The 20,079-nt window shown below is 69.8% G+C and carries 16 protein-coding genes and 1 pseudogene; 11 read left to right on the forward strand and 6 right to left on the reverse strand.

The annotated features are described in order from the left end of the window. Window positions 1–51: 51 nt before the first annotated feature. The gene (locus tag C8250_RS39550; RefSeq protein ID WP_138355378.1) at window positions 52–1,203 is read left to right on the forward strand and encodes a CoA transferase; all 1,152 of its coding nucleotides are present in this window, start codon (window positions 52–54) and stop codon (window positions 1,201–1,203) included. Between the two features lie 77 nt (window positions 1,204–1,280). Then, window positions 1,281–1,511: pseudogene (locus C8250_RS39555) on the forward strand (alkene reductase); the annotation flags it as partial. A gap of 210 nt (window positions 1,512–1,721) precedes the next feature. Here the strand turns inward: C8250_RS39555 and C8250_RS39560 are convergent. Next, the gene (locus C8250_RS39560; protein ID WP_138355379.1) at window positions 1,722–2,312 is read right to left on the reverse strand and encodes a hypothetical protein; all 591 of its coding nucleotides are present in this window, start codon (window positions 2,310–2,312) and stop codon (window positions 1,722–1,724) included. 293 nt (window positions 2,313–2,605) lie between these two features. On the opposite strand from C8250_RS39560, the gene C8250_RS39565 reads away from it, so the two are divergent. Next, window positions 2,606–3,166, forward strand: coding sequence for an isochorismatase family protein (locus C8250_RS39565; protein ID WP_138355380.1), 561 nt, complete (start codon window positions 2,606–2,608; stop codon window positions 3,164–3,166). 30 nt (window positions 3,167–3,196) lie between these two features. On the opposite strand, the gene C8250_RS39570 is transcribed toward C8250_RS39565, so the two are convergent. Continuing rightward, window positions 3,197–4,972: a serine/threonine-protein kinase gene (locus tag C8250_RS39570; protein ID WP_138355381.1), complete on the reverse strand. Its 1,776-nt coding sequence runs from the start codon at window positions 4,970–4,972 to the stop codon at window positions 3,197–3,199. 431 nt (window positions 4,973–5,403) lie between these two features. On the opposite strand from C8250_RS39570, the gene helR reads away from it, so the two are divergent. Next, complete coding sequence (gene helR / locus C8250_RS39575; protein ID WP_138355382.1) at window positions 5,404–7,560, forward strand: RNA polymerase recycling motor ATPase HelR; 2,157 nt, start codon at window positions 5,404–5,406, stop codon at window positions 7,558–7,560. Window positions 7,561–7,692: 132 nt separating this feature from the next. On the opposite strand, the gene C8250_RS39580 is transcribed toward helR, so the two are convergent. Beyond that, the gene (locus tag C8250_RS39580) at window positions 7,693–8,553 is read right to left on the reverse strand and encodes a class I SAM-dependent methyltransferase (RefSeq protein ID WP_138355383.1); all 861 of its coding nucleotides are present in this window, start codon (window positions 8,551–8,553) and stop codon (window positions 7,693–7,695) included. A 189-nt stretch (window positions 8,554–8,742) separates the two neighbouring features. Then, entirely contained in the window at window positions 8,743–10,971 is a 2,229-nt protein-coding gene (locus C8250_RS39585; protein ID WP_244809684.1) for an MMPL family transporter, read from the reverse strand. A 252-nt stretch (window positions 10,972–11,223) separates the two neighbouring features. Between C8250_RS39585 and C8250_RS39590 the strand changes: the two genes are divergently transcribed. From C8250_RS39590 to C8250_RS39605, 4 genes are all read left to right on the forward strand, one after another. Continuing rightward, a complete protein-coding gene (locus C8250_RS39590; RefSeq protein ID WP_138355384.1) occupies window positions 11,224–12,414 on the forward strand; it encodes a sensor histidine kinase in 1,191 nt (396 codons plus the stop codon). After that, window positions 12,411–13,091 (forward strand): response regulator transcription factor, encoded by a 681-nt coding sequence (locus C8250_RS39595; protein WP_138355385.1) that lies wholly within the window; start codon window positions 12,411–12,413, stop codon window positions 13,089–13,091. Before C8250_RS39590 ends, C8250_RS39595 begins: the two co-directional genes overlap by 4 nt. An 80-nt stretch (window positions 13,092–13,171) precedes the next feature. Further along, window positions 13,172–13,663 carry a hypothetical protein gene (locus C8250_RS39600; protein ID WP_138355386.1) on the forward strand — a complete coding sequence of 164 codons (492 nt, stop codon included), beginning with the start codon at window positions 13,172–13,174 and terminating at the stop codon, window positions 13,661–13,663. Window positions 13,664–14,000: 337 nt separating this feature from the next. Continuing rightward, window positions 14,001–15,239, forward strand: coding sequence for a cytochrome P450 (locus tag C8250_RS39605; protein WP_138355387.1), 1,239 nt, complete (start codon window positions 14,001–14,003; stop codon window positions 15,237–15,239). Window positions 15,240–15,332: 93 nt separating this feature from the next. Here the strand turns inward: C8250_RS39605 and pip are convergent, their stop codons facing one another. Further along, window positions 15,333–16,292, reverse strand: a complete 960-nt coding sequence (gene pip / locus C8250_RS39610) for a prolyl aminopeptidase (RefSeq protein ID WP_138355388.1) — start codon at window positions 16,290–16,292, stop codon at window positions 15,333–15,335. 438 nt (window positions 16,293–16,730) lie between these two features. Between pip and C8250_RS39615 the strand changes: the two genes are divergently transcribed. Both C8250_RS39615 and C8250_RS39620 read left to right on the forward strand, forming a co-directional pair. Continuing rightward, window positions 16,731–17,534: a DUF4232 domain-containing protein gene (locus tag C8250_RS39615; protein WP_331284057.1), complete on the forward strand. Its 804-nt coding sequence runs from the start codon at window positions 16,731–16,733 to the stop codon at window positions 17,532–17,534. Window positions 17,535–17,654: 120 nt separating this feature from the next. Continuing rightward, window positions 17,655–17,978, forward strand: a complete 324-nt coding sequence (locus C8250_RS39620) for a putative quinol monooxygenase (RefSeq protein ID WP_138355390.1) — start codon at window positions 17,655–17,657, stop codon at window positions 17,976–17,978. A gap of 99 nt (window positions 17,979–18,077) precedes the next feature. Here C8250_RS39620 and C8250_RS39625 read toward each other — a convergent pair whose 3' ends face one another. Then, complete coding sequence (locus tag C8250_RS39625; RefSeq protein WP_138355391.1) at window positions 18,078–19,229, reverse strand: NAD(P)/FAD-dependent oxidoreductase; 1,152 nt, start codon at window positions 19,227–19,229, stop codon at window positions 18,078–18,080. A 169-nt stretch (window positions 19,230–19,398) separates the two neighbouring features. On the opposite strand from C8250_RS39625, the gene C8250_RS39630 reads away from it, so the two are divergent. Further along, window positions 19,399–20,013: a TetR/AcrR family transcriptional regulator gene (locus C8250_RS39630; RefSeq protein ID WP_138355392.1), complete on the forward strand. Its 615-nt coding sequence runs from the start codon at window positions 19,399–19,401 to the stop codon at window positions 20,011–20,013. Window positions 20,014–20,079 lie beyond the last annotated feature (66 nt).

Genomic DNA, 20,079 nt, shown 5'->3' on the forward strand with positions numbered 1-20,079 from the left:
CCCCACCGGCGCAACGCCCGTCCACCACCCCAGTTCCCAGGCAGGTGCCCAGTGAACGATGCCGTCCGACTGCCGCTGTCAGGCGTTCTGATCGCCGACTTCGGCCGTGTGCTGGCCGCCCCGTACGCCACGATGCTCCTCGCCGACCTCGGCGCGGACGTGGTCAAGGTCGAGCATCCCGACACCGGCGACGACACCCGGGCGTGGGGCCCGCCGCATGCCGAGGGGGAGGCCACGTACTTCCTGTCCGTCAACCGCAACAAGCGCTCCTTCGCCGCCGATCTGCGCGACGGGACGGGCCGTCGGCGGGCGCTGGAACTGGTCCGACGGGCGGATGTGGTGTTCGAGAACTTCCGGCCGGGGACCATGGCCAAGTACGGGCTCTCCTACGAGCAGGCCCGCGCGGTCAACCCGGGCATCGTCTACTGCTCGGTGACCGGCTTCGGTTCAGGCAAGGGCGCCGCCCTGCCCGGCTACGACCTGCTGCTGCAGGCGGTCGGCGGACTGATGAGTGTGACGGGCCCGGAATCCGGGGAGCCGGTGAAGACGGGCGTGGCCGTCGTGGACGTGCTCACCGGCCTGCATGCCGCGATCGGCGTGCTGGCCGCGCTGCGGCACCGCGATGCGACGGGCGAGGGACAGCATGTCGAGGTCAATCTGCTGTCGTCCCTGCTGTCCAGTCTGGTGAACCAGTCCGGCGGCTTCACGCTGGCGGGCGCGGTGCCGGGGATCATGGGCAACCGGCATCCCTCGATCGCCCCGTACGAGGTCTACCCGGCCGCCGACCGCCCGATGGTGATCGCCGTTGGCAACGACCGGCAGTTCGCCGCCCTGTGCCACGGGCTGGAAGCACCGGAGCTGGCGGCCGACCCCCGGTTCGCCACCAACACCGGCCGGGTCGCGCACGTCGACGAGCTCGCCGGACAGCTCTCCCGGCTGCTCGAACGCCGCACCGCAGCCGACTGGTTCGAGGTCCTCACACCGCTGGGCGTGCCGTGCGGGCCGGTGAACGACCTGGCGGAGGCCTTCGGGCTGGCTGAACGCCTGGGTCTCGCGCCGCGCGCCACGATCACCACCGACGACCGGCCGATGCATCTCGTGGCCAACCCCATCGGTCTGTCCCGCACCCCGCCCCGCTACGACCGGCGGCCGCCCCGGCTGGGAGAGCACACCGACGAGATCGGCGCGTGGCTGGACTCGTGAACCAGGCGACGGGACCGGTCCCGGCCGAGGGAACAGCCGAATTCCGCGGGCACTACGGTCCTCGCATGGGCCATGACGCGCGAGGCTTCGCCGGTGTGGAGGTGCACTCCGCCAACGGCCATCTGCTGCACCAGTTCCTGGCGCGGAACACCAACCGCAGGACCGACGAGCGGGGCGGCGGGGTGGAGGGACGCATTCGTTTCACGGCCGAAGTGGTGCGGGCCGTCGCCGAGGCCATCGGCCCGGAGCGGGTCGGCCTTCGGATCTCGCCCGGATCCGGTGTCAACGCCGTCGAGGAGGGCTATACGGACTACCCGGTGCTGGCGAGGGTGTGAAACGAGCCGGGCGGGAAACCGCCAGGTGCGGGGCGTCGGGATGGGCGCTCCGCACCTGACGGTCAGGGCAGCCGGTGATCGGTCCAGGTCGCCGGGACCTGTCCCGCGCCGTTCCGGACGGTGGGTTCCGCCGGGACATCGGGACTGCCAGGGGCCTTGCTCACCGTGGTGCCCTCCGGAAGATCAGGCGGAGGCCTTCTTCAGGCAGCTTTCCAGCAGGGTGCGGGGCTTTGCCAGGTTCTTGACCGCGGTCATGGCGGCCAGTTCGGCCTTGTCGGCGGTGGCGTTGAGGGTGATGGCCTTGGTGGCCTTGGTGGCCTTCTGCGCCAGGGCAGCCTGACGCGTCAGCCGGTCGGACTGGTAGGTGCCGTCGGCGCCGCCCTTGCTCTTGGCGAGCTCCGCCAGCTTCTTGAGCGCCGTGGCCGTGGCCGCGGCATCCCGGGCGTCGGTGGCTTTGGAGACCGCCATGCCGGCCTGCAGCCCCTGCGAGCCGTACCGCGCTCCCAGGTCGCCCGCCACGTGCGAGCTCTCCTTCAGGACAGCGACGTCCTTCTCGGCCGCGTCGGCCGCCTTCCGTGCGGTGTCCGCCTGGATGGCGGCTGCCATCGCCTGGTCCTCGGCTGTGAGGTAGGCCAGTTGCTCCTTGGCACACGCGGCCGGGGCAGCGGCGGGGGCGGTCGGGGCGGGCGGCGCGGTCTGTGCCACGGCGGGGGAGGCCAGGGCGAGCAGAACCAACGTGGTCGTGGCGGCTGACGCGGCAGTGCGCAACTTCATGGGGGATCTCCATCGGGACGTGATGCGGTGTGCGGCGGGACGCCGGCACGGAAGGAGCTGTGCCCCGAGTGAGGTGGCTTCTACTGCCCCATGGGCCCGGATGGAGCAGTTCCGACACCCGAGCGGCCCCCTGCACACGTTCCGGCCGGCGTGCGACGGCAGGTGGCGAGGGGGCCGACAGGCCTCCTCGATGCCGCCGGATTTCCGGTGCCGCGTGCCGGTGATCGACCTCGCTGACAGTGGGTGGGTCTACCGTGGATGGCCCGAGGAACCCAGCGTGATCAGGAGGACCCATGACCACACTCGAGAACCGACCGAACACCGCACTCCTCGTCGTCGATGTGCAGGTCGGCGTCGTCCAGGAAGCCCATGAGCGCGACGCGGTCGTCGCCAATGTCGGCAGCCTGGTCGAGCAGGCGCGGGGGGAGCGGGTCCCGGTCGTCTGGGTCCAGCATTCCGACGAGCACCTGGTGCGGGGGAGCGACAGCTGGCGGATCGTCCCCGAGCTGACTCCGGGCGAGGCCGAGCCGTTGGTCGAGAAGAACTACGGCGACGCCTTCGAGGACACCACCCTGGAGACCGTGCTGTCGGGACTCGGAGTCGGACGGCTCGTCGTCGCCGGTGCGGAGACCGATGCATGCATCCGCTCGACCCTCCACGGCGCGTTCGCGCGGGGGTACGACGCGACGCTCGTCAGTGACGCCCACACGACGGGGGACCAGTCGGAATGGGGCGCGCCGCCGCCGGACCAAGTCATCGCGCACACGAACCTGTACTGGACCTACCAGACGGCGCCGGGACGGACCGCCGGGGCGGTCGCGACCAAGGACGTCGACTTCGGTGGCACCTCCTGACGCCTGGGAACGGGGATCGGAGGAGGACCGCTAGTCACCGGCGGGCATCAGCCTGGTGACCTTGCCCTTGGGATCTGCGTCCAGGTAACCGCCGTCGTAGGCATCGGCAAGGTAGACGCCGATGCCCGCGGGGGTATGGAAGATGTTGTTGGGCTGGCGGAGCACGAGGTAGCGCGTCGTGGGCTTGGGGACTTTCAGGTCCTTCTGTGCCCGGCTGAGCAGGGCGGGCAGGGCGTCCCAGTTGTAGAGGTCCAGGCTGACGGGCTGTTCACCGCCCAGGAGTGTTCCGCTGATCGTGCCGCGGGTCACGCCCTGTCCGACCCGGTAGTCGTAGCTGTCGTAGTGGGTGGCGCTGCCTTTGACCATGCCTTCGGCGGAGATGTACTCCGGGTAGACCACGAAGCGGCCGACCTTGTCGGTCCCCATCTGCGCCTTCAGTTCCTTGATCGCCGCACGGATGCCGTCGGGCGTCAGCAGGCTCACCTTCACCGGATCCTTCTCCGGTTGCGTCGTGGACGGTGCGGTGGTCGGTACCGGACCCGACGAATGTGACGTGGAGGCGTCCGAGCCGGGCTTCCCGGACACGATGTTGTCGCCGTTCTGCTCCGGGAGCAGCGTCCACACCAGCACGCCCGTCAGCACGGTTCCGCAGACCGCCGAGCCGATCGCCACCCGTCGCGTACGGAGCCTGCGCCGCTGGTTGCCGATGGACGGGCGCGTCGCGCCCGGCTCCGGCGAGGGGTACTGCGAGGCGTAGGGGGAGGGGTACTGCGAGGAATAGGGCGAGGGATAGGCCGAGGAACCGGCACCGTGGGGAACGGCGTCGTGGGGCATGGGCGGCCCGAAACCGTCCGGCCGGGCCGCCGTGGGCTCGGCGACGGGAGATCCCAGCCGGAAGGACGTTGCCTCGGGCACGGGTCCGTGTCCTTGCACCGGTCCAGGACCGGATACCGGTCCGGTCGGCTGCTGTTGGGCTGCGACCGCCAGCATGCGGTCCAGGGACTCGGCGTCCGGCCGGTCGCCCGGGTCCTTGACCAGAAGGGCGTTGAGGAATTCTGTCAGCGGCCCGGCCTGTCGCGGCGGCGGAAGCTCCTCGCTGAGGACGGCCGCCAGCGTGGCCAGGGTGGTTGCCCTGCGCAGCGGGTGATGGCCCTCCACCGCCACATACAGCATCATCGCCAGGGACCACAGGTCCGAACTCGGCCCGCCGCCGTCCCCGGTGATCCGCTCGGGGGCCATGAAGTCGGGGGTACCGATCATCGATCCGGTGGCCGTCAGGACCGTGGACTCACGGATCGCGGCAATGCCGAAGTCGGTGAGCACCGGGCGCCCGTCGGGGCGCAGCAGGACGTTGGGGGGTTTGACGTCCCGGTGCTGGATTCCCACGGCGTGCGCGGCCCGCAGCGCGGCCAGCAGTTCGCGGCCCAGCAGAGCCGCCTCCACCGGCTCCATCGGCCCGCGCGCGAGCCGGTCCTGAAGCGATCCGCCGGTCACCAGCTCCATGACGAGCCAGGGGTAGGTGCCCTCACCGCCGTCCACGACGTGGTGGATGGTCACCACATTGGGATGCTCGACCCGGGCCAGCGCACGGGCCTCCCGCAGCACCCGGGCCCGCAACAGGCTTGCGGCGGGCGGGTCGTACTCGGCCAGCCCGGGATCCGACGGCCGTACTTCCTTGAGCGCCACCGCCCGGTCGAGCACGAGATCGCGTGCCCGCCACACCAGCCCCATGCCACCGCTGCCGAGCCGCGCTTCCAGCTCGAAGCGCCCGTCGATGACCCGTCTGCCGGATTCCCCGTTACTCATGGCCCGGAGCCTACGAGACACGCGGGACGATCACGCACCCAACCCGTCCGGGCTGGCTTGCGCAGCAAGGAAAATGCGGCGAACTTGCTCAAGAGGACGAGAAGGCCGCGTTCGGCGACTGCAGGTGGCTTGTCGGCCCCGAGTGGGCGAGGAGGGCAGGAGGAATATCCACTCCTTGCCACTTTCAACTTATAGCGCAATGGGGGGCTTGCGGCAAGGCCCCGGTCGTGGGGCACAATCACGGGCCGAGGTCATAACCTGCAGAAATGGGAGATTCACGAAGTGCATGTGTTGTTGTCGGTTTACGGGTCGTGCGGTGACATCGAGTCGGTGGTGATGGGATACGCATTGCGGGTGCGAGTCCCCGGCACCGGGATGCGGGTGTGCGCTCCGGCCGTCGCGGCAGCGACCTCGGACCGGAGGCGATGAACATGAACCCTCTGACCACCACCAGCGCGTTCGACCTTCCCGACCGCCTCGCGCCCAAGGCGGAACCGGCGATGATCGCCGGCGACGAGCAGCACTTCGCGGCCATCGCGGAGAGCCTCGAGCAGGCGATCGCCGAACTGTCCGCCCTCCTCGACGCCGAGCGCAGGGCACCCGGCGGCATCGGCCGCGGAGCGATGGACCGCGACACGGAGATCCACCGCCTGACCGGTCGGCTGCGCGCCCTGCGGCGCTTCGGTCTCGACCTGTGTCTGGGCCACATCGTCAGTGCGGAAGACTCCGAGCCGGTGTACATCGGACGACTCGGCCTCACCGACAGCACTGGTCGCCGGCTGCTGCTCGACTGGCGTTCCCCCGCGGCTGAGCCGTTCTTCGCGGCGACCCACGCCAATCCGATGGGTCTGGCGAGCCGCCGCAGGTACCGCTGGACGCGCGGCCGGATCAGCGACTACTGGGACGAGGTGTTCACCGCCGAAGGGCTCGAAGGGCGCGCCGCGCTCGACGACCAGTCCGCGTTCATCGCCAGCCTGGGCAGCAACCGGTCGGCCCGGATGCGGGACGTGCTCTCCACCATCCAGACTGACCAGGACGCCGTCATCAGGGCGGGATCCCGCGGCGCTCTCGTCGTCGACGGCGGCCCGGGTACGGGGAAGACCGTCGTCGCCCTGCACCGCTCCGCCTACCTCCTCTACTCCGATCCCCGCCTCGGGCACCGTCGGGGCGGCGTGCTGTTCGTCGGCCCGCACCAGCCCTACCTGGCCTACGTCGCCGATGTCCTGCCCAGCCTCGGAGAGGAGGGCGTGCAGACCTGCACCCTGCGGGACCTCGTCGCCGAGGGAGCCGGAGCAGTGATCGAGCCCGACCCGGACGTGGCCCGTCTGAAGTCGTCCGCGGACCTGGTGAAGGCGATCGAGGCGGCCGTCGGCATCTACGAGGAGCCGCCCACCAAGGGGATGACGGTCGCGACCCACTGGTCCGACCTCTGGCTGAGCCCCCGCGATTGGGCGGTCGCGTTCGAAGCGGTGGAGCAGGGCACTCCGCACAACGAGGCACACGAACAGATCATGGAGGAGCTGCTCACGATCCTGATGGACAAGGACGACAGCGAAGCCTCGCCCGAGCTGCTGCGGAGGTCGCTGCTGCAGGACAGGGCGCTGCTCAAGGCCCTCCACCGGGCGTGGCCCCTGGTCGAGGCGACCGACCTCGTCGCGGATCTGTGGTCGGTGCCCGCCTATCTGCGCAAGTGCGCGCCCTGGCTCGGTCCCGATGACGTCCGCAAGCTGCAGCGCGCGCAGACCGAGGCCTGGACGGTGTCCGACCTGCCGCTGCTGGACGCGGCACGGCAGCGGCTCGGCGACCCGGAGGCGTCCCGGCGCATGCGGCGGAACGAGGCCGCCGTCGCCGCCGAACGCGCGACCAGGGCCGCCGCCATCGACAGCCTGCTGCAGAACATGCTGATCGACGAGAGCGAAGGCGCGGTGGGGATGCTGCGCGGACAGGACCTGCAGGACACCCTGATCGACGAGAGCGCACTGGTCGGCGCCGAACCCGATGTGCTGGCCGGCCCGTTCGCGCACGTCGTCGTGGACGAGGCGCAGGAACTGACCGATGCCGAATGGCAGATGCTGCTGCTGCGCTGCCCGTCCCGGAGCTTCACCATCGTCGGGGACCGCGCCCAGGCCAGGCACGGGTTCACGGAGTCGTGGCAGGAACGGCTCGAGCGGGTCGGGCTCGACCGGATCACCGTGGCCTCCCTGAGCATCAACTACCGGACGCCGGAAGAGGTGATGACGGAGGCCGAGCTGGTCATCCGGACCGTACTCCCGGACGCCAATGTGCCGACCTCCATCCGCAGCAGCGATCTCCCCGTCGTCCATGGATCCGTTGCGGAGCTGGACTCGATCCTCGACACGTGGCTCACCGCCCATGACGAAGGCATCGCCTGCGTCATCGGCGATCCCACGTTCCGGGCGACATCCCGCGTCCGGTCGCTGACCCCGGAGCTGTCGAAGGGGCTCGAGTTCGACCTGGTGGTCCTCATCGACCCGGAGTCGTTCGGCACGGGCATCGAGGGAGCCGTTGATCGCTATGTCGCGATGACCCGCGCGACTCAGCAACTCGTCATCCTCACGAGCTCCTGACCTCGGCCAGGACGACCTGAGCGCCACTCGGCGGTGGTGAAGGCCGCCGCCGATGCGCGGTGCGGATGCAGCGGACCTGCGCGCGGGGTGGGCGCGCAGGTCGGCTGGTTCGCGCTGGTCCGTTGGTCCGCGTTACGCCGGCAGCGGTGCCGGCCCGGCGGGGCTCTTCCACCAGACGAAGACCTCGGTGCCCGGCTGTCGTTCGGAGAACCGGTCTGCCGGGGACACGTCGCGCAGTAGCCGACGGAGATCCGCCTCGAAGTCGTCGCGGTGCGGGCCGAACAGATGGGGAGCCGAGGACGACATGGAGAACGCCCACGCGACGATGTCGTCGGACGTGCGTTCCAGCGCTTGCCCGCCGGGGACGACATGGCGTTGGGGGCCGGAGAAGCCGGCCCGTGTGAGCACCGCCGCCTCATCACCGGGTGTTCCGTGCGTCAGCACCCCCCGCCCGGCTCGTCGGACCGGTCCCAGGTGGTGCCTGACCAGCGTGTCGATCGCGGCGTAGGGCACGGCTGGATACGGAAGTCCGTTGACGGTTCGGATCTCCGTCTTGAGGTCGGAGATGTGCACCAGCGCCCCGCCGGGCCGGAGCATGTCCCTGACTGTGGCCGCCACCAGGTCGCGATCCATCCAGTGGAAGGACTGGCCGAACGTCGCGACGGTGAACTCTCCAAGACCCACGGGCAGTTCCTCGGCCCGGGCCTGCACCCACCGCGCCTTTCGGGCCGCTCCCGCCCGTGCGGCCCCGCGCTCGGCTTCGGCGAGCATTCCACCGTCCGGGTCCAGACCGACGATCTCGCCGAACAGGTGCGCCAGGCTCAGGGCGGGGGTGCCAGGACCACATCCCACATCGAGCAAACGCCCCCGCCCGTCGAGCTGTACGGCCGTGGCCAGCAGGTCCGCGAGCCCGGGAGCGTAGGGCAGCCTCCCGCGCCCGTAGTAGGTGGCCGTGCCGAGGAACAGCGTGTCGTCCCACTCCCAGTCGCCCATCACATCCTGATGATTCCACGGCGCGGCCGGCGTCCGGGACGGTCGGTGACGGGTCGGGGACCACTCGGAGGGTGGGCCGTCTGATGGATGCAGTCGAGATCTACGCACCGCAGGCGCTGTCCAAGGCCGGCTGACCAGGCCGCGCGCGGGTGTCCCCGCTCTTGAGCGGGGACACCGTGGATTGCACGGTCAGTAGGACGGGATCCGGTCACGCTCCTGCGTCGGCACGTTCGTGTGGTGTTGCGGGTGACGGCTTGCGTGCTTGCCGGGGCGGACCGGCCACCAGATGCTGCGGCCGAGCAGGGCGGCCAGTGCGGGCACCAGCACGATCGACAGGACGAACGCGGAGAGCATGATGCCGAGGGCTGTCGCGAAGCCGACCTGCTGGCTCGACGGAGTGGCCGCGAGACTCGCGAAGGAGCCGGCCAGTACCAGCCCCGCGGTCGCGATGGCCGGCGTGGTGTGTCGTACGGCACGGGCCACGGCTGCGCGGGCCGGTCCCGGCCGTTCCATCTCCTCCCGTATGCGGTCGCTGATCAGGATGTTGTAGTCGGTGCCCAGCGCGACGACGAACAGGAACAGCACCAGGGGCAGGGTGAAGGCGACGCCCGGCTTGTTCAACAGGTGCTGGAACAGCAGGGTGGAGGCGCCGAGGGTGGCGGCGAAGCCGAGGCCGACGGAGAGCATGAGGATCATCGGCGCGAGCAGGCTTCGCAGCAGCACGAGCAGGATCAGAGAGATCAGCACGGCCGCGACCGGGAACACGATCTTCAGGTCATGGTCGACCGCGGTCGATATGTCGGCGAAGATCGCTGCCGTCCCGCCGACATGTGCTGTCAAACCGGTGGGTGTGTGCGCGGCGACCGTATCCCGGACCGGCCCGGAGACCAGGTCACGAGCCTGCTGGCTCTGCGGATCCGCTGTCAGGTAGAGGTCGATCCGAGCGGCGCGGTGGTCCTGGTTCAGGGTGGTCTTGCCCACCTGGCCCACGCCCTTGACCTTGGTGAGCGCCTGCGAGAGGGCGTCGAGCCGGTCCGAGCGCAGGGTGCCGCCGTCCTTGGCGGTGACGAAGACGCTCGTCGGGTCCGATACGCCGGCCGGCAGGGCACGGGAGATCTCGGTGGCGGTGGTCGCGGCCGCGGTCTGCGGTCCTCCGTTGTGCAGGCCGTAGTCCATCCGGATCCCGACCAGCCCGGCGGACAGCGCGCCCAGCATGACGACGGAGGCGACGAGCATCATCAGCGGCCGGCGTGCGACCAGGTCGCCCAAGCGGGCGGCAGAGCCCGGACGGGGCTCGCGCTTGAGGGCCCGGGAGGGCCAGAACATCTTGCGGCCGGCTGCCGCCAGCATGGCCGGCATCAAGGTGAGACTGCCCAGCAGCATGACCAGGACCGAGACGGCGATGGCCGGACCGAGCACCCGGAACTGTCCGAAGGACGCAACCCCGAGTGTGGCGAAGGCGGCCACGATGGTCAGCGCCGCCGAGGTGATGGCGTTGCCCACTCGGCCGGATACCTCACCGGCCACCGTGCGGGCGTTCTGCTCCGGGTGCGCCCGCAGCTGTTCGCGGAAGCGGAACAGCAGGAACAGCAGGTAGTCGGTGCCGATGCCGAGCAGGACCACACTGATCAGTGAGGGGGTGCCCGGGTCCAGTTTGATTCCGGTGAGCATCGCGGCGCCGACGACGGCACCCGACGCCGCACCGCCGATGAAGACGACGGCGAGCAGTGGCAGCAATGCCGCGAGAACGCTGCGGAAGACCAGCACATTGAGCAGCACGATGAGCCCGATGACGAGCATCGACGTGATCTTCGAGGCGGTCTCACCGGCGTCGGTGGTGTCGACGGTGTCGGCCAGGCCGCCAGTGAATCCGGTGCGCATTCCCGCGTCGGTGAATTGCGCGCGGGCGTCATCCCGGAAGGCCCGGTAGAGGTCCTGCATTCCGGGGGCCGTGGAATTGCCGACCAGCTCTGCGGAGAGCAGCTCGAAACTCCGGTCGGGCGCCATCATGGCCGGGGTGACCCGGGGCGTTTGTGAATAGTCCTTGAGCAGGAAGGACGGTCCGCCGTCCTTGGGTTTTGGCATGGTGACCCGGTGCCGGCCGAGTTTCTCGGCCTCGGCGCCGACCCGCTGCTGGTCCGCCGCGGTAAGGGCCTTGCCGTCCGGTCGGGCGACGAGCACGGTGACCGTATTGGCGTCGGATTTCACCCCGAATTGGTCCTCGGCGATTTTCAGCGCGGCGGCCGAGTCATACGTCTTGGGCAGGAAATCCCCGGTCTGGTTCTGGGTGACCCGATAGATCAACGTCGAACTCAGAGCGGTCAGAACGATACCCAGCACCGCCCAGACGGCGATGACCTTCCACGGGTTTCTGGTGGAGAATCCGGTCAGGGCGCGGATCACTGTGTCCTCCGGCAAATGGACTTCATCGCCGGGGGATCCCGGCCGGTTTCCAGACCATCACGCGGGGGCCCTGGAGATCGTCCGAGCAGAGGATGAACACGATCAGGGGTCCGGGGTCCGGCAATGCTCCCCGACCAGGACCGTGGTCCTGGTCGAAGATCAGCCGCAGGGGGAATGTCCGGCCCTCGGCCCGATGCGAGAATGGATCAGCCAGCAGGTCGTCCGCCCGGGGGAGCACCCGGAGGGCCGAGAACAGGGAGGGGCACCATGCGAACGCGCCGGTACACCGCGCCACTGATTCCCGGCGCGCTGCCGTGGACGCGCAACGACGGGCTCGTTGCCGTCGGGGCCGCAGTCGTGGACCTTCTCGGTTACCTGATCGGCAGCCAGACCGAGGACGGTTCCGTCACGGTCCCTGGAGTCCTTCTCGTCGTCCTGTCCGCTCTGCCGCTGCTGGCCCGCCGTAGCCATCCGATGCCGGCGTTCATCGCCGTGCTGGCCTTCACCGCGGTGCTGAATCTGTCCTCGTCGCTGCCGAGCCACTTCGGAGCGGTCATCACGGTGGGCCTGTACTCGGCGGCCCGAGTCTGCTCCGGTCCGATGACAGCGGTGGTGTCCATCGTGACGGTGCTCCTGACGCTGCTGAGTCAGAGTTTCGGGCGGACCACGTCGAGGACGGACGTCCTTGCCAATGTCCTCGCCGTCCTTATCGTCGTCATAACGGCGATCGTGGTCAGCCGCTGGCAACAGGAGGTCGCGGCGACCCGCAGGTTGCTGGCCGACCGAGCGGTGGCCGACGAACGGCGTCGCATCGCCCGGGAACTGCACGACATCGTGGCCCACCACATCACCACCATGCAGCTGATGGCCGGCGGGGCACGAGCCAACCTCGCGGGCAACCCCGAAGCCGCGCGGGACGCGCTGCTCACCCTGGAGTCCTCCGGGCGGATGGCCCTGGGCGAGATGCGCCAGCTCCTCGACGTCCTGCGCGCAGGCGACGAACCGGAGCTCGCGCCGCACGCACCCCAACCCGGAGCCGATGACATCGACCGTATCGTCACCGAGTCCCGGCTGGCCGGCCTGCCCACCGAGTTCCGGGTCTGCGGCCAGGAGAGACCACTGCCGCCGACCGTCGGGCTCACCGTGTTCCGGGTCGTACAGGAAGCACTCACCAACGCTCGCAAACACGCCGGCCGGGCCCGCGCGTCGGTACAGCTGACGTATCTCCCGGACCGCGTCGACGTCGAGGTCCTCGATGACGGCGCGGGCGCGCTGGTGCCCGTGGGAGCGCTGGAAACGGCAGCGGCGTCCCGTACCGGCTACGGGCTGATCGGCATGCACGAACGTGTCGCCCTGCAGGGCGGCACCCTGGAGACCGGCGGGCTGGACGGCGGCGGATTCAGGGTGGCGGCCAGCCTGCCACTGGCAGCGGATGAGAGAGCGGAACTCCTCCGATGAGCGCAGTCCCGCAGCAGAAGATCAGCGTGCTGATCGCCGACGACCAGCCGCTGGTACGGCGCGGCCTGGCACTCATCCTCTCCCCCGACCCGGCGTTCGAGGTGGTGGCCGAAGCTGAGGACGGCGAACAGGCCGTCGCCCTCGCGCACCGCTTCCGGCCGGACGTCGTCGTGATGGACATCCGGATGCCCGTCCTCGACGGTGTCCAGGCGACCGAGCAGCTCGCCGCCGCGCTCCCCGACTGCCGTGTGCTGGCCCTGAGCACCTTCGACATGGACGAGTACGTCGTGGGCGCGCTCCGCGCCGGCGCCTACGGATTCCTGCCCAAGGACATCTCCCCGGAGGAACTCGTCGCGGCGATCCACATCGTCCACGCGGGTGAGGCCACCGTCGCGCCCCGGCTGCTCACCCGGCTCATCTCCACCTACGTCAGAGCCCCGCACCGTCCGCAGAAGCCACCGATCAGCCTCAATGAACTCACGCCCCGCGAGGTCGAGGTGTGGCGCCTGATCGCCACCGGCCTCGACAACGCGGAGATCGCCCGCGCGCTGGACATCACCGTCTCCACCGTCAAGAACTACATCACCAGCATCTTCGACAAGCTCAGCGTCCGGGACCGCGCCCAAGCGGTGATCGCCGCCTACGAGTCAGGTCTCGTGGAGACCCAGCAGAACTAGGGGCAGGCCCCGGACAGGACACCATCTCCAGGACCCGTCCGCTGGTGTCGTGTCTGCCTGGCAGTATCGAGGGTGTGGAGGTGGGGGAGGAGATGGTGCCGGGATTCGCCATCCGCGAGGGCAACGCCGTGTACCGGGGCCCGTCGGCGGCGGGCTCGCTGCATGCCCACGCCGCCTTCCAAGTCGCCATCGCCGTCCAGGGCGAGGTGACCATGATGGACGCTTACGGCACCCACCACCGCGCCAAGGCGCTGATCGTGCCGCCGATGACGCGGCATCGCATCCTGGCGATGACGACCCTGGTCACTTTCTTCATCGAGCCGCATTGCGCGTTCGCGGACCGGCTGCGCGACCGCTGCGGCAACGGCATCACCCCGGCCCCCGAGCTGCGCGGCCTCAGCGAGAAGGACATCAGTGCCGCCGGTGCGCTTCCGTCGGCCGAGCTCGATGCCCGGCTGGTGAAGGCGATGAACACACTGGCGGAGCGGAAAGTTCCGATGCCGGGCCTCGCCGCGACGGCCGGGCTGTCACCCCAGCGCCTTCGCCCCTTCATCACGACCGGACATTGGTGAAGGGCCAGGCTGGAGACCACGGTGCTCGCCACATCCGCGCCGAGGACCTCCACCAGCGCGTCCCCCATGCCGACCCGCCATTCCGGTGCCGCACCCGCCCCCGCACCCGCACCCGGGCGACGCGGCCCAGTGCTGGGGTGAAGGTTCGTTCGGTCATGCGGGCAGTCTCGATCGCACGGTGCCACCCGGTCTTGAACGAAGCGCTCGTCCACCGGTCGGGTTTCCGGGACATCCCGAACTGCTCCGTCCACAGGGCCGTCGCAGGTCGCCTGTGCAGGCGGTAGTTCGGTGCGCTACCGGGCGTGAGATGGCGAGGTGGGGAATCTAGGGTGGGTTCATGCCCACCACAACGTCCGGCCCTCCGCAGTCCTTTGACCCCGCCGAGCTGATCGACGATCCGCACGCCGTGTACGCGCGGTTGCGCGAGGCCGGGCCCGTTCACCGGATCACCGGTACGGACGGACTGCCGGCCTGGCTGATCACCCGCTACGCCGATGTGCGCCGGGCGCTGGCGGATCCGCGGCTCGCTCTGGACAAGCGCAACGCGCGGCCCGGCGGCTACCAAGGACTCGCCCTGCCGCCCGCGTTGGACGCGAACCTGCTGAACATGGACCCGCCGGACCACACCCGTATCCGCCGGCTGGTCTCGCAGGCGTTCACGCCCCGCCGGATCGAGGAGCTGCGCGCCCCGATCCGGCGGATCGCCGACGACCTGCTGGACGCCATCGCCCCGCACGGTCGTACCGATCTGATCGCCTCGTACGCGGCCCCACTGCCGATCACCGTCATCTGCGACCTGCTCGGGGTGGCCCCGGCCGACCGCCAGGACTTCCGGTCCTGGACCGACGCCCTCATCACGCCGGACCCCGCCCAGCCCTCGCGCGCCAAGGAAGCGGTCGGGAGCATGCTGGGGTACTTCACCCACCTGATCGCCGCCAAGCGGTCCCACCCCGCCGACGACCTGCTCTCCGCGATGATCGCCGCACGGGACGAGAGCCACCAGGACCGCTCCGGGGCCGGGGAGGGCGACGAGGACCGGCTCAGCGAGGACGAGTTGATGTCACTGGTCTTCCTCATCCTGTTCGCCGGCTACGAAAACACCATCCACCTCATCGGCAACGCCACCTTGGCCCTGCTGACCGCCCCCGACCAACTCGAAGCGCTGCGGGCGGAACCGGGCCGGGTCGGCGGCGCGGTCGCGGAGCTCGCCCGGTACGACGGGCCCGCACCGCTGGCGATCCGTCGCTTCCCACTGGAGGACATCACCATCGGCGGTGTCACGATCCCGGCCGGCGAGACCGTCCTGCTGTCCCTGGCCGCGGCGAACCGTGACCCCGGCCAGTTCGCCGATCCCGACCACGTCGACATCACCCGCGACGCCACCGGCCACCTCGCCCTCGGGCACGGCATCCACTACTGCCTCGGCGCGCCACTGGCCCGCATGGAGACCGAGATCGCCCTCATCGCGCTCCTCGACCGCTTTCCCCACCTCGCCCTCGACGTTCCACCCGACACTCTGCGGTGGCGGCCCTCGATGCGGGCCCGGGGACTGCTCGCTCTCCCGGTGCGGTACTGAACGGCCCGTACAGCGCCGGTCGTTGACCATGGGGCCTGGCCGCGATGCACGCCGGCCCGGCCAGGCCGGCGGGCTCAGCCGGGCCAGTTGAGGTCATCGTGGCGCGAACCGCTCGAAGGTCTCGTACAGTGCAGCGCTCATCGTGGCGCTGCCCTTGTGCCCCGAGTCGTCGATGACGATCAGTTCCGAGCCGGGCCAGGCGCGGCTGAGTTCCCAGGCCGTGTCCAGCGGTCCGCTCATGTCGAGGCGGCCGTGGATGAGGACGCCGGGGATGTCCGCCAGACGTCCCGCGTCGCGGATCAACTGGCCCTCCTCCAGCCAGGCTCCGTGTGCGAAGTAGTGCGCGCAGATCCGGACGAAGGCGAGCATGGCGAGGGGCGGCCTGTCGCTGTACGGGGTGGGCGCGCCGTTGGGTTCCGCGGACAGGACCGCGTCCTCCCAGGCGCACCAGTCGAGCGCGGCCTTGGTCCGTACGTTCAGGTCGGGGTTGTTCATGAGGCGTGCGTACGCCCCGACGAGGTCACCGTCGCGGTCGGCCGTGGGAACACCGTCGCGGAACCGCTCCCAGGCCTCGGGGAAGAAGCGGCCCACACCCCGGTAGAGCCAGTCGATCTCGGTGCGACGAGTGCTGGTGACGGCGACGAGGACGATCTCCGAAACTCGTTCCGGGTACCGCTCGGCGTAGGCGAGGCTGAGCGTGGAACCCCAGGAGCTGCCGAAGAGCAGCCACCGTTCGACACCGAGATGCTCGCGCAACTGCTCCATGTCGGCCATCCGGTGTTCGGTGGTGTTGAGGTCCATGTCGGCGGCCGGATCGCTTGCGTGGGGTGTGCTGCGTCCACATCCCCGCTGGTCGAAGAGGATGATCCGGTAGCGCTCCGGGTCGAAGGAGCTGCGGCGGCCGGTCGAGCAGCCCGAACCGGGGCCGCCGTGGACGACCAGGGCGGGCTTGCCGTCGGGGTTGCCGCAGGCCTCCCAGTAGACGAGGTTGCCGTCCCCGGTGGGGAGCATGCCGTGGTCGTAGGGTTCGATCGGCGGGTAAGGCGCGGCCATGGTCTGACTCTCTTTCCTACGAGGTCGCCCGAACAGGCACAAGCCGCTCACACTACCTTCGCGACCGGATTCAGCTCAGGTCCGCGAGCACGGCCGGCTCCTCGTCAGGCCCCTCTCCGAGCGGCTCCTCCCTTCTGTGACAGGCCTGTTACCACCGCTGTGACTCCCGTCATGGCTGACCCGGTCCAGGCCTGATCGACTCACCGAATGCGTAGCGTCTCCCTCACCCTTCCCCTCGTCGTCGCCGGCGTTCTTGTGCTCACGGCTTGCGGAACGCAGAGGGTCGCCTCGTCGGGCGACGGCTCGCCACGGGCGGAGGGGGCCGACTCCACGGATCCCGCCAGCACAGCCTCCTGCGGGGCGCGGTCCTCCGACACGTGGGTCGCGCCCAGCGATATGGCGCCGCCTGGATCCCCTTCCGGTCTCGAGAAGGACGGAGTGAGGATCACGGGATTCAGCAGCGGTTCCAGCGCCTGCGCCGAGTTCGAGGTCACCAACCACGGGGCCGAACCCTTCACCTACACGATCGCTTTCGCGTTCCTGTCGGACTCCGGCAGGGAACCGTCGTCCATGGAGCAGACGGTTCCGTCCGTCGCACCGGGTCGGTCCGTGAAGCGGGTCTTCGCTGTCGACACGATGCACTCGCATACGGACGGGAAGGCCAAGGGTAAGGCAGGCGTGCGGATCACCAAGGTCAGGAGCGTCCCCACCGCCGAAGCGGCCCCGGCGGGTGGCGTCTGTCCGCTCTCGGGAGTGAGCGTGTACGTCGACAAGGGCGACGCCGCCATGGGACTGCGCGCCGTCGGTCTCCACCTGCGGAACTGCGGTACGCAGACCTACCGGCTCAACGGCTACCCGCAGCTTCAGATCCTCGACGAGGGCCACAAGCCCGTCAGCAGCGTGAAGGTCCTCCATGGCGGCAGCGCGATCACCGCGAGCTCCGGAGCCGACGGGGTGCCCCAGCCACTGGTCCTGAAGCCGGGCGAGAGCGCTTACGCCGATATGGTCTGGCGCAACACCTACGAAGCCGGCGCCGGCGATCCGGTGAACGCCCCGTACGTGAGGGTGTGGGCGAAGCCCGGTGCCGCTCCGATGACGGTGATCCCCGAACTCGACCTGGGCTCGACAGGGAAGCTGGGTGTCGGCCCCTGGAAGAGGGACGACACGATGGGGCCGGTCACCGGCGGCACGTCCGGCAGGCCGGCGCCGCCGTCCCTGACCGCCGTCCCCAGGCGACCGTGAAGACCAGCCTGCTCAGGCGCCCTGGTCCTTCCGCCGCTCTGCCACTGTCCGGATGTCCTGGGGTATCCCGGTAGGAGCGTGTCCCGGCGCAGGATGTTCTGGATGACCTAAAATCACCGGATGATCTTTATTGTCGTCAAGTTCCCCGTGAAGCCCGAGTATGCGGATGAGTGGCCGACGCACGTCGACGCCTTCACCAGTGGCACCCGGGCCGAGCCGGGCAATCTGTGGTTCGAGTGGTCGCGCAGCCTCGAAGAGCCCAACACTTACGTTCTGGTGGAGGCATTCCAGAACGACGCGGCCGCAGCGCACGTGAACTCCGATCATTTCCGGGCGGCGTTGGAGCACATGCGCCCCCTGCTGCGCCGTACGCCCGACATCGTGAGCACGACGATCGAAGACGCGACCGGCTGGAGTGCGATGGGCGAGCTCTCCATCGACTGACTGCGGGCTCTCCCGCCGGAATCAGTCCGCGATCCGCCGTGTCCGATGATGGCCGAAGGTGGTCATCGGCTTGATCCCTGCTGTGGTTCGGTTGGTTCGTCAGTGGTGTTGGGTCATGTGGGCGAGCGTCTGGTCGGCGCTGTCGGGAGCGAAGGCTCCGTCGATGCCCTCCGCCGCTCCTTCGGCGGCTTCGACGGAACGGGGCAGCAGGACGTCCTCGTAGGCGGTGATCGCGTCGTCGATGGTGGGGTGCCTGATGACGGCGCGGGCGAGGTCGGCGCCGTCGAGCATGGCGAGGTTGGCGCCCAGGCCGGAGAAGGGGGACATGAGGTGGGCGGCGTCGCCGAGCAGGGTGACGCCGGGGGTGTGGCGCCAGGTGTGGGGGACGGGCAGGGCGTACAGAGGGCGGTTGGCGTAGCCGGTGTCGGTGTCGGTGATGAAGGCGAGCAGGTCGGGGCTCCAGCCGGCGAACTCCTTGAGGAGGGCCTCGCGTACGGCGGTGGCGTCGGTCAGGTCGAGTCCGGCAAGCTGGTGCCAGTTCTCGTCGGTGCGCATGCCGAGGTAGGTGCGGATGTGTCCGCCGCTGGTGCGCTGGGCGATGACCCCCTGGTTGTTGTCGAGGGCCAGCATCGTGCCGTCGCCGGTGAGGGCGGCGAGCTGGGGATGGCGGATGTCGGCCTCGTCGAGGCCGGCCTCGACGAAGGTGACGCCGGTGTAGACGGGCAGGGCGTCGGACAGGAGCCGGCGGACCTTCGACCAGGCGCCGTCGGCGCCGATGACGAGGTCGACTTCCGCGGTGGTGCCGTCGGTGAAGTGCAGGCGGTGGGTGCCCTCGTCGCCGAGTGATGCGGCGCGGGTGAGCTGGTGTCCCCATCGCACGGTGTCCGGCTTGAGGGAGTCGCGCAGCAGGTCGCGCAACTGGCCACGGTCGATCTCGGGGTTGCCCACTTCGGGGTCGGTCCCGGGCGGGGCGGCGTCGAACAGGACGCGTCCGTCGCGGCTGACCAGCCGCACCTGCTGGCCCTCGGGGCGGGCCAGGGTGAGGAACTCCTCCAGGAGACCGGCTGCGCGCAGTGCGTGTTGGCCGGATTCGGGGTGCATGTCGAGGGTGCCGCCCTGGTTGCGGGCGGTGGGGGAGGCGTCCAGGTCGTAGACGGTGGGGGTCAGGCCGTGCTGCTGGAGGATGCGGGCGCAGACGAGGCCGCCGGGGCCGGCGCCGATGATCGCTATGCGAGGGGTGGTGGTGTTCATGGGTGTGCTCCGTTCGCTGTGCGGATGGGTGCGAGGGGTGGGGAAGCGCGGGAGAAGGGGTTCAGGAGCCGGGGAGTGTCACGCGGCCCTCATCCAGAAGAGCACATCAACTCAATAACTGCAACGGTACAACTTTTGCAGTTGTTCAACTTAGGAGTAGAGTGCCGGCATGACCGAAACGACGACCGGCACTCCGCAGCAGGCGCCGACAGGACGCCGCGAGCGCAAGAAGGCCGCCACCCGTCAGGCGCTCGCCGATGCGGCCCTGCGTCTGTTCCTCGAGCGCGGATACGACCAGGTCGGCATCCGGGAGATCGCGGACGCGGCCGATGTGTCCACCACGACGCTGTTCAAGCACTTCCCGGTCAAGGAGGCCCTCGTCTTCGACGAGGAGACCGACCAGGAAGCACTCCTGCTGGCCGCTGTGCGTCAACGGGCCGACGGCCAGTCGATTCCCGCGGCGCTGTGCGAGCACGCCCTGCGCCACCGGATCGTCGCCGCCGACACCGACGGCCGTTTCGCCGCCTTCAGCAACCTCGTGGACAGCACCCCCGCCCTGCGCGACTACGGCCAGAGCATGTGGCTGCGCCACGAAACCGCCCTCGCCCACGCGATCGCCGAGGAGGCCGGAGCCCCAGCCGCCGATCCGACGTGCGCCGCCCTCGCCCACTTCGCCCTCGAAGCCCCCCGCGCCGTGCGCGGGCAGGCCGACTCCCACCAGGCGCTCATCCGCGCCTTCGAGCTCCTCGAACACGGGTGGAACGCCGGCCGGCCGGGCGCCTGAACAACTCCGCGGCGTCAACGCGTTCTCACTGCGGCGCGGACCGCCCCCTGTGCGTCCGCGATCAGC

Source organism: Streptomyces sp. So13.3, from assembly GCF_005860785.2.
GTDB lineage: Bacteria > Actinomycetota > Actinomycetes > Streptomycetales > Streptomycetaceae > Actinacidiphila > Actinacidiphila fildesensis.

Bases quoted from the DNA above. Each gene is read 5' to 3' on its own strand.
- C8250_RS39625 (WP_138355391.1), bottom strand. From the start codon at position 19,229: ATGAACACCACCACCCCTCGCATAGCGATCATCGGCGCCGGCCCCGGC.
- C8250_RS39560 (WP_138355379.1), bottom strand. From the start codon at position 2,312: ATGAAGTTGCGCACTGCCGCGTCAGCCGCCACGACCACGTTGGTTCTG.
- C8250_RS39590 (WP_138355384.1), top strand. From the start codon at position 11,224: ATGCGAACGCGCCGGTACACCGCGCCACTGATTCCCGGCGCGCTGCCG.
- pip (WP_138355388.1), bottom strand. From the start codon at position 16,292: ATGGCCGCGCCTTACCCGCCGATCGAACCCTACGACCACGGCATGCTC.
- helR (WP_138355382.1), top strand. From the start codon at position 5,404: ATGAACCCTCTGACCACCACCAGCGCGTTCGACCTTCCCGACCGCCTC.
- C8250_RS39570 (WP_138355381.1), bottom strand. From the start codon at position 4,972: ATGAGTAACGGGGAATCCGGCAGACGGGTCATCGACGGGCGCTTCGAG.
- C8250_RS39620 (WP_138355390.1), top strand. From the start codon at position 17,655: ATGATCTTTATTGTCGTCAAGTTCCCCGTGAAGCCCGAGTATGCGGAT.
- C8250_RS39630 (WP_138355392.1), top strand. From the start codon at position 19,399: ATGACCGAAACGACGACCGGCACTCCGCAGCAGGCGCCGACAGGACGC.
- C8250_RS39595 (WP_138355385.1), top strand. From the start codon at position 12,411: ATGAGCGCAGTCCCGCAGCAGAAGATCAGCGTGCTGATCGCCGACGAC.
- C8250_RS39580 (WP_138355383.1), bottom strand. From the start codon at position 8,553: ATGGGCGACTGGGAGTGGGACGACACGCTGTTCCTCGGCACGGCCACC.
- C8250_RS39605 (WP_138355387.1), top strand. From the start codon at position 14,001: ATGCCCACCACAACGTCCGGCCCTCCGCAGTCCTTTGACCCCGCCGAG.
- C8250_RS39565 (WP_138355380.1), top strand. From the start codon at position 2,606: ATGACCACACTCGAGAACCGACCGAACACCGCACTCCTCGTCGTCGAT.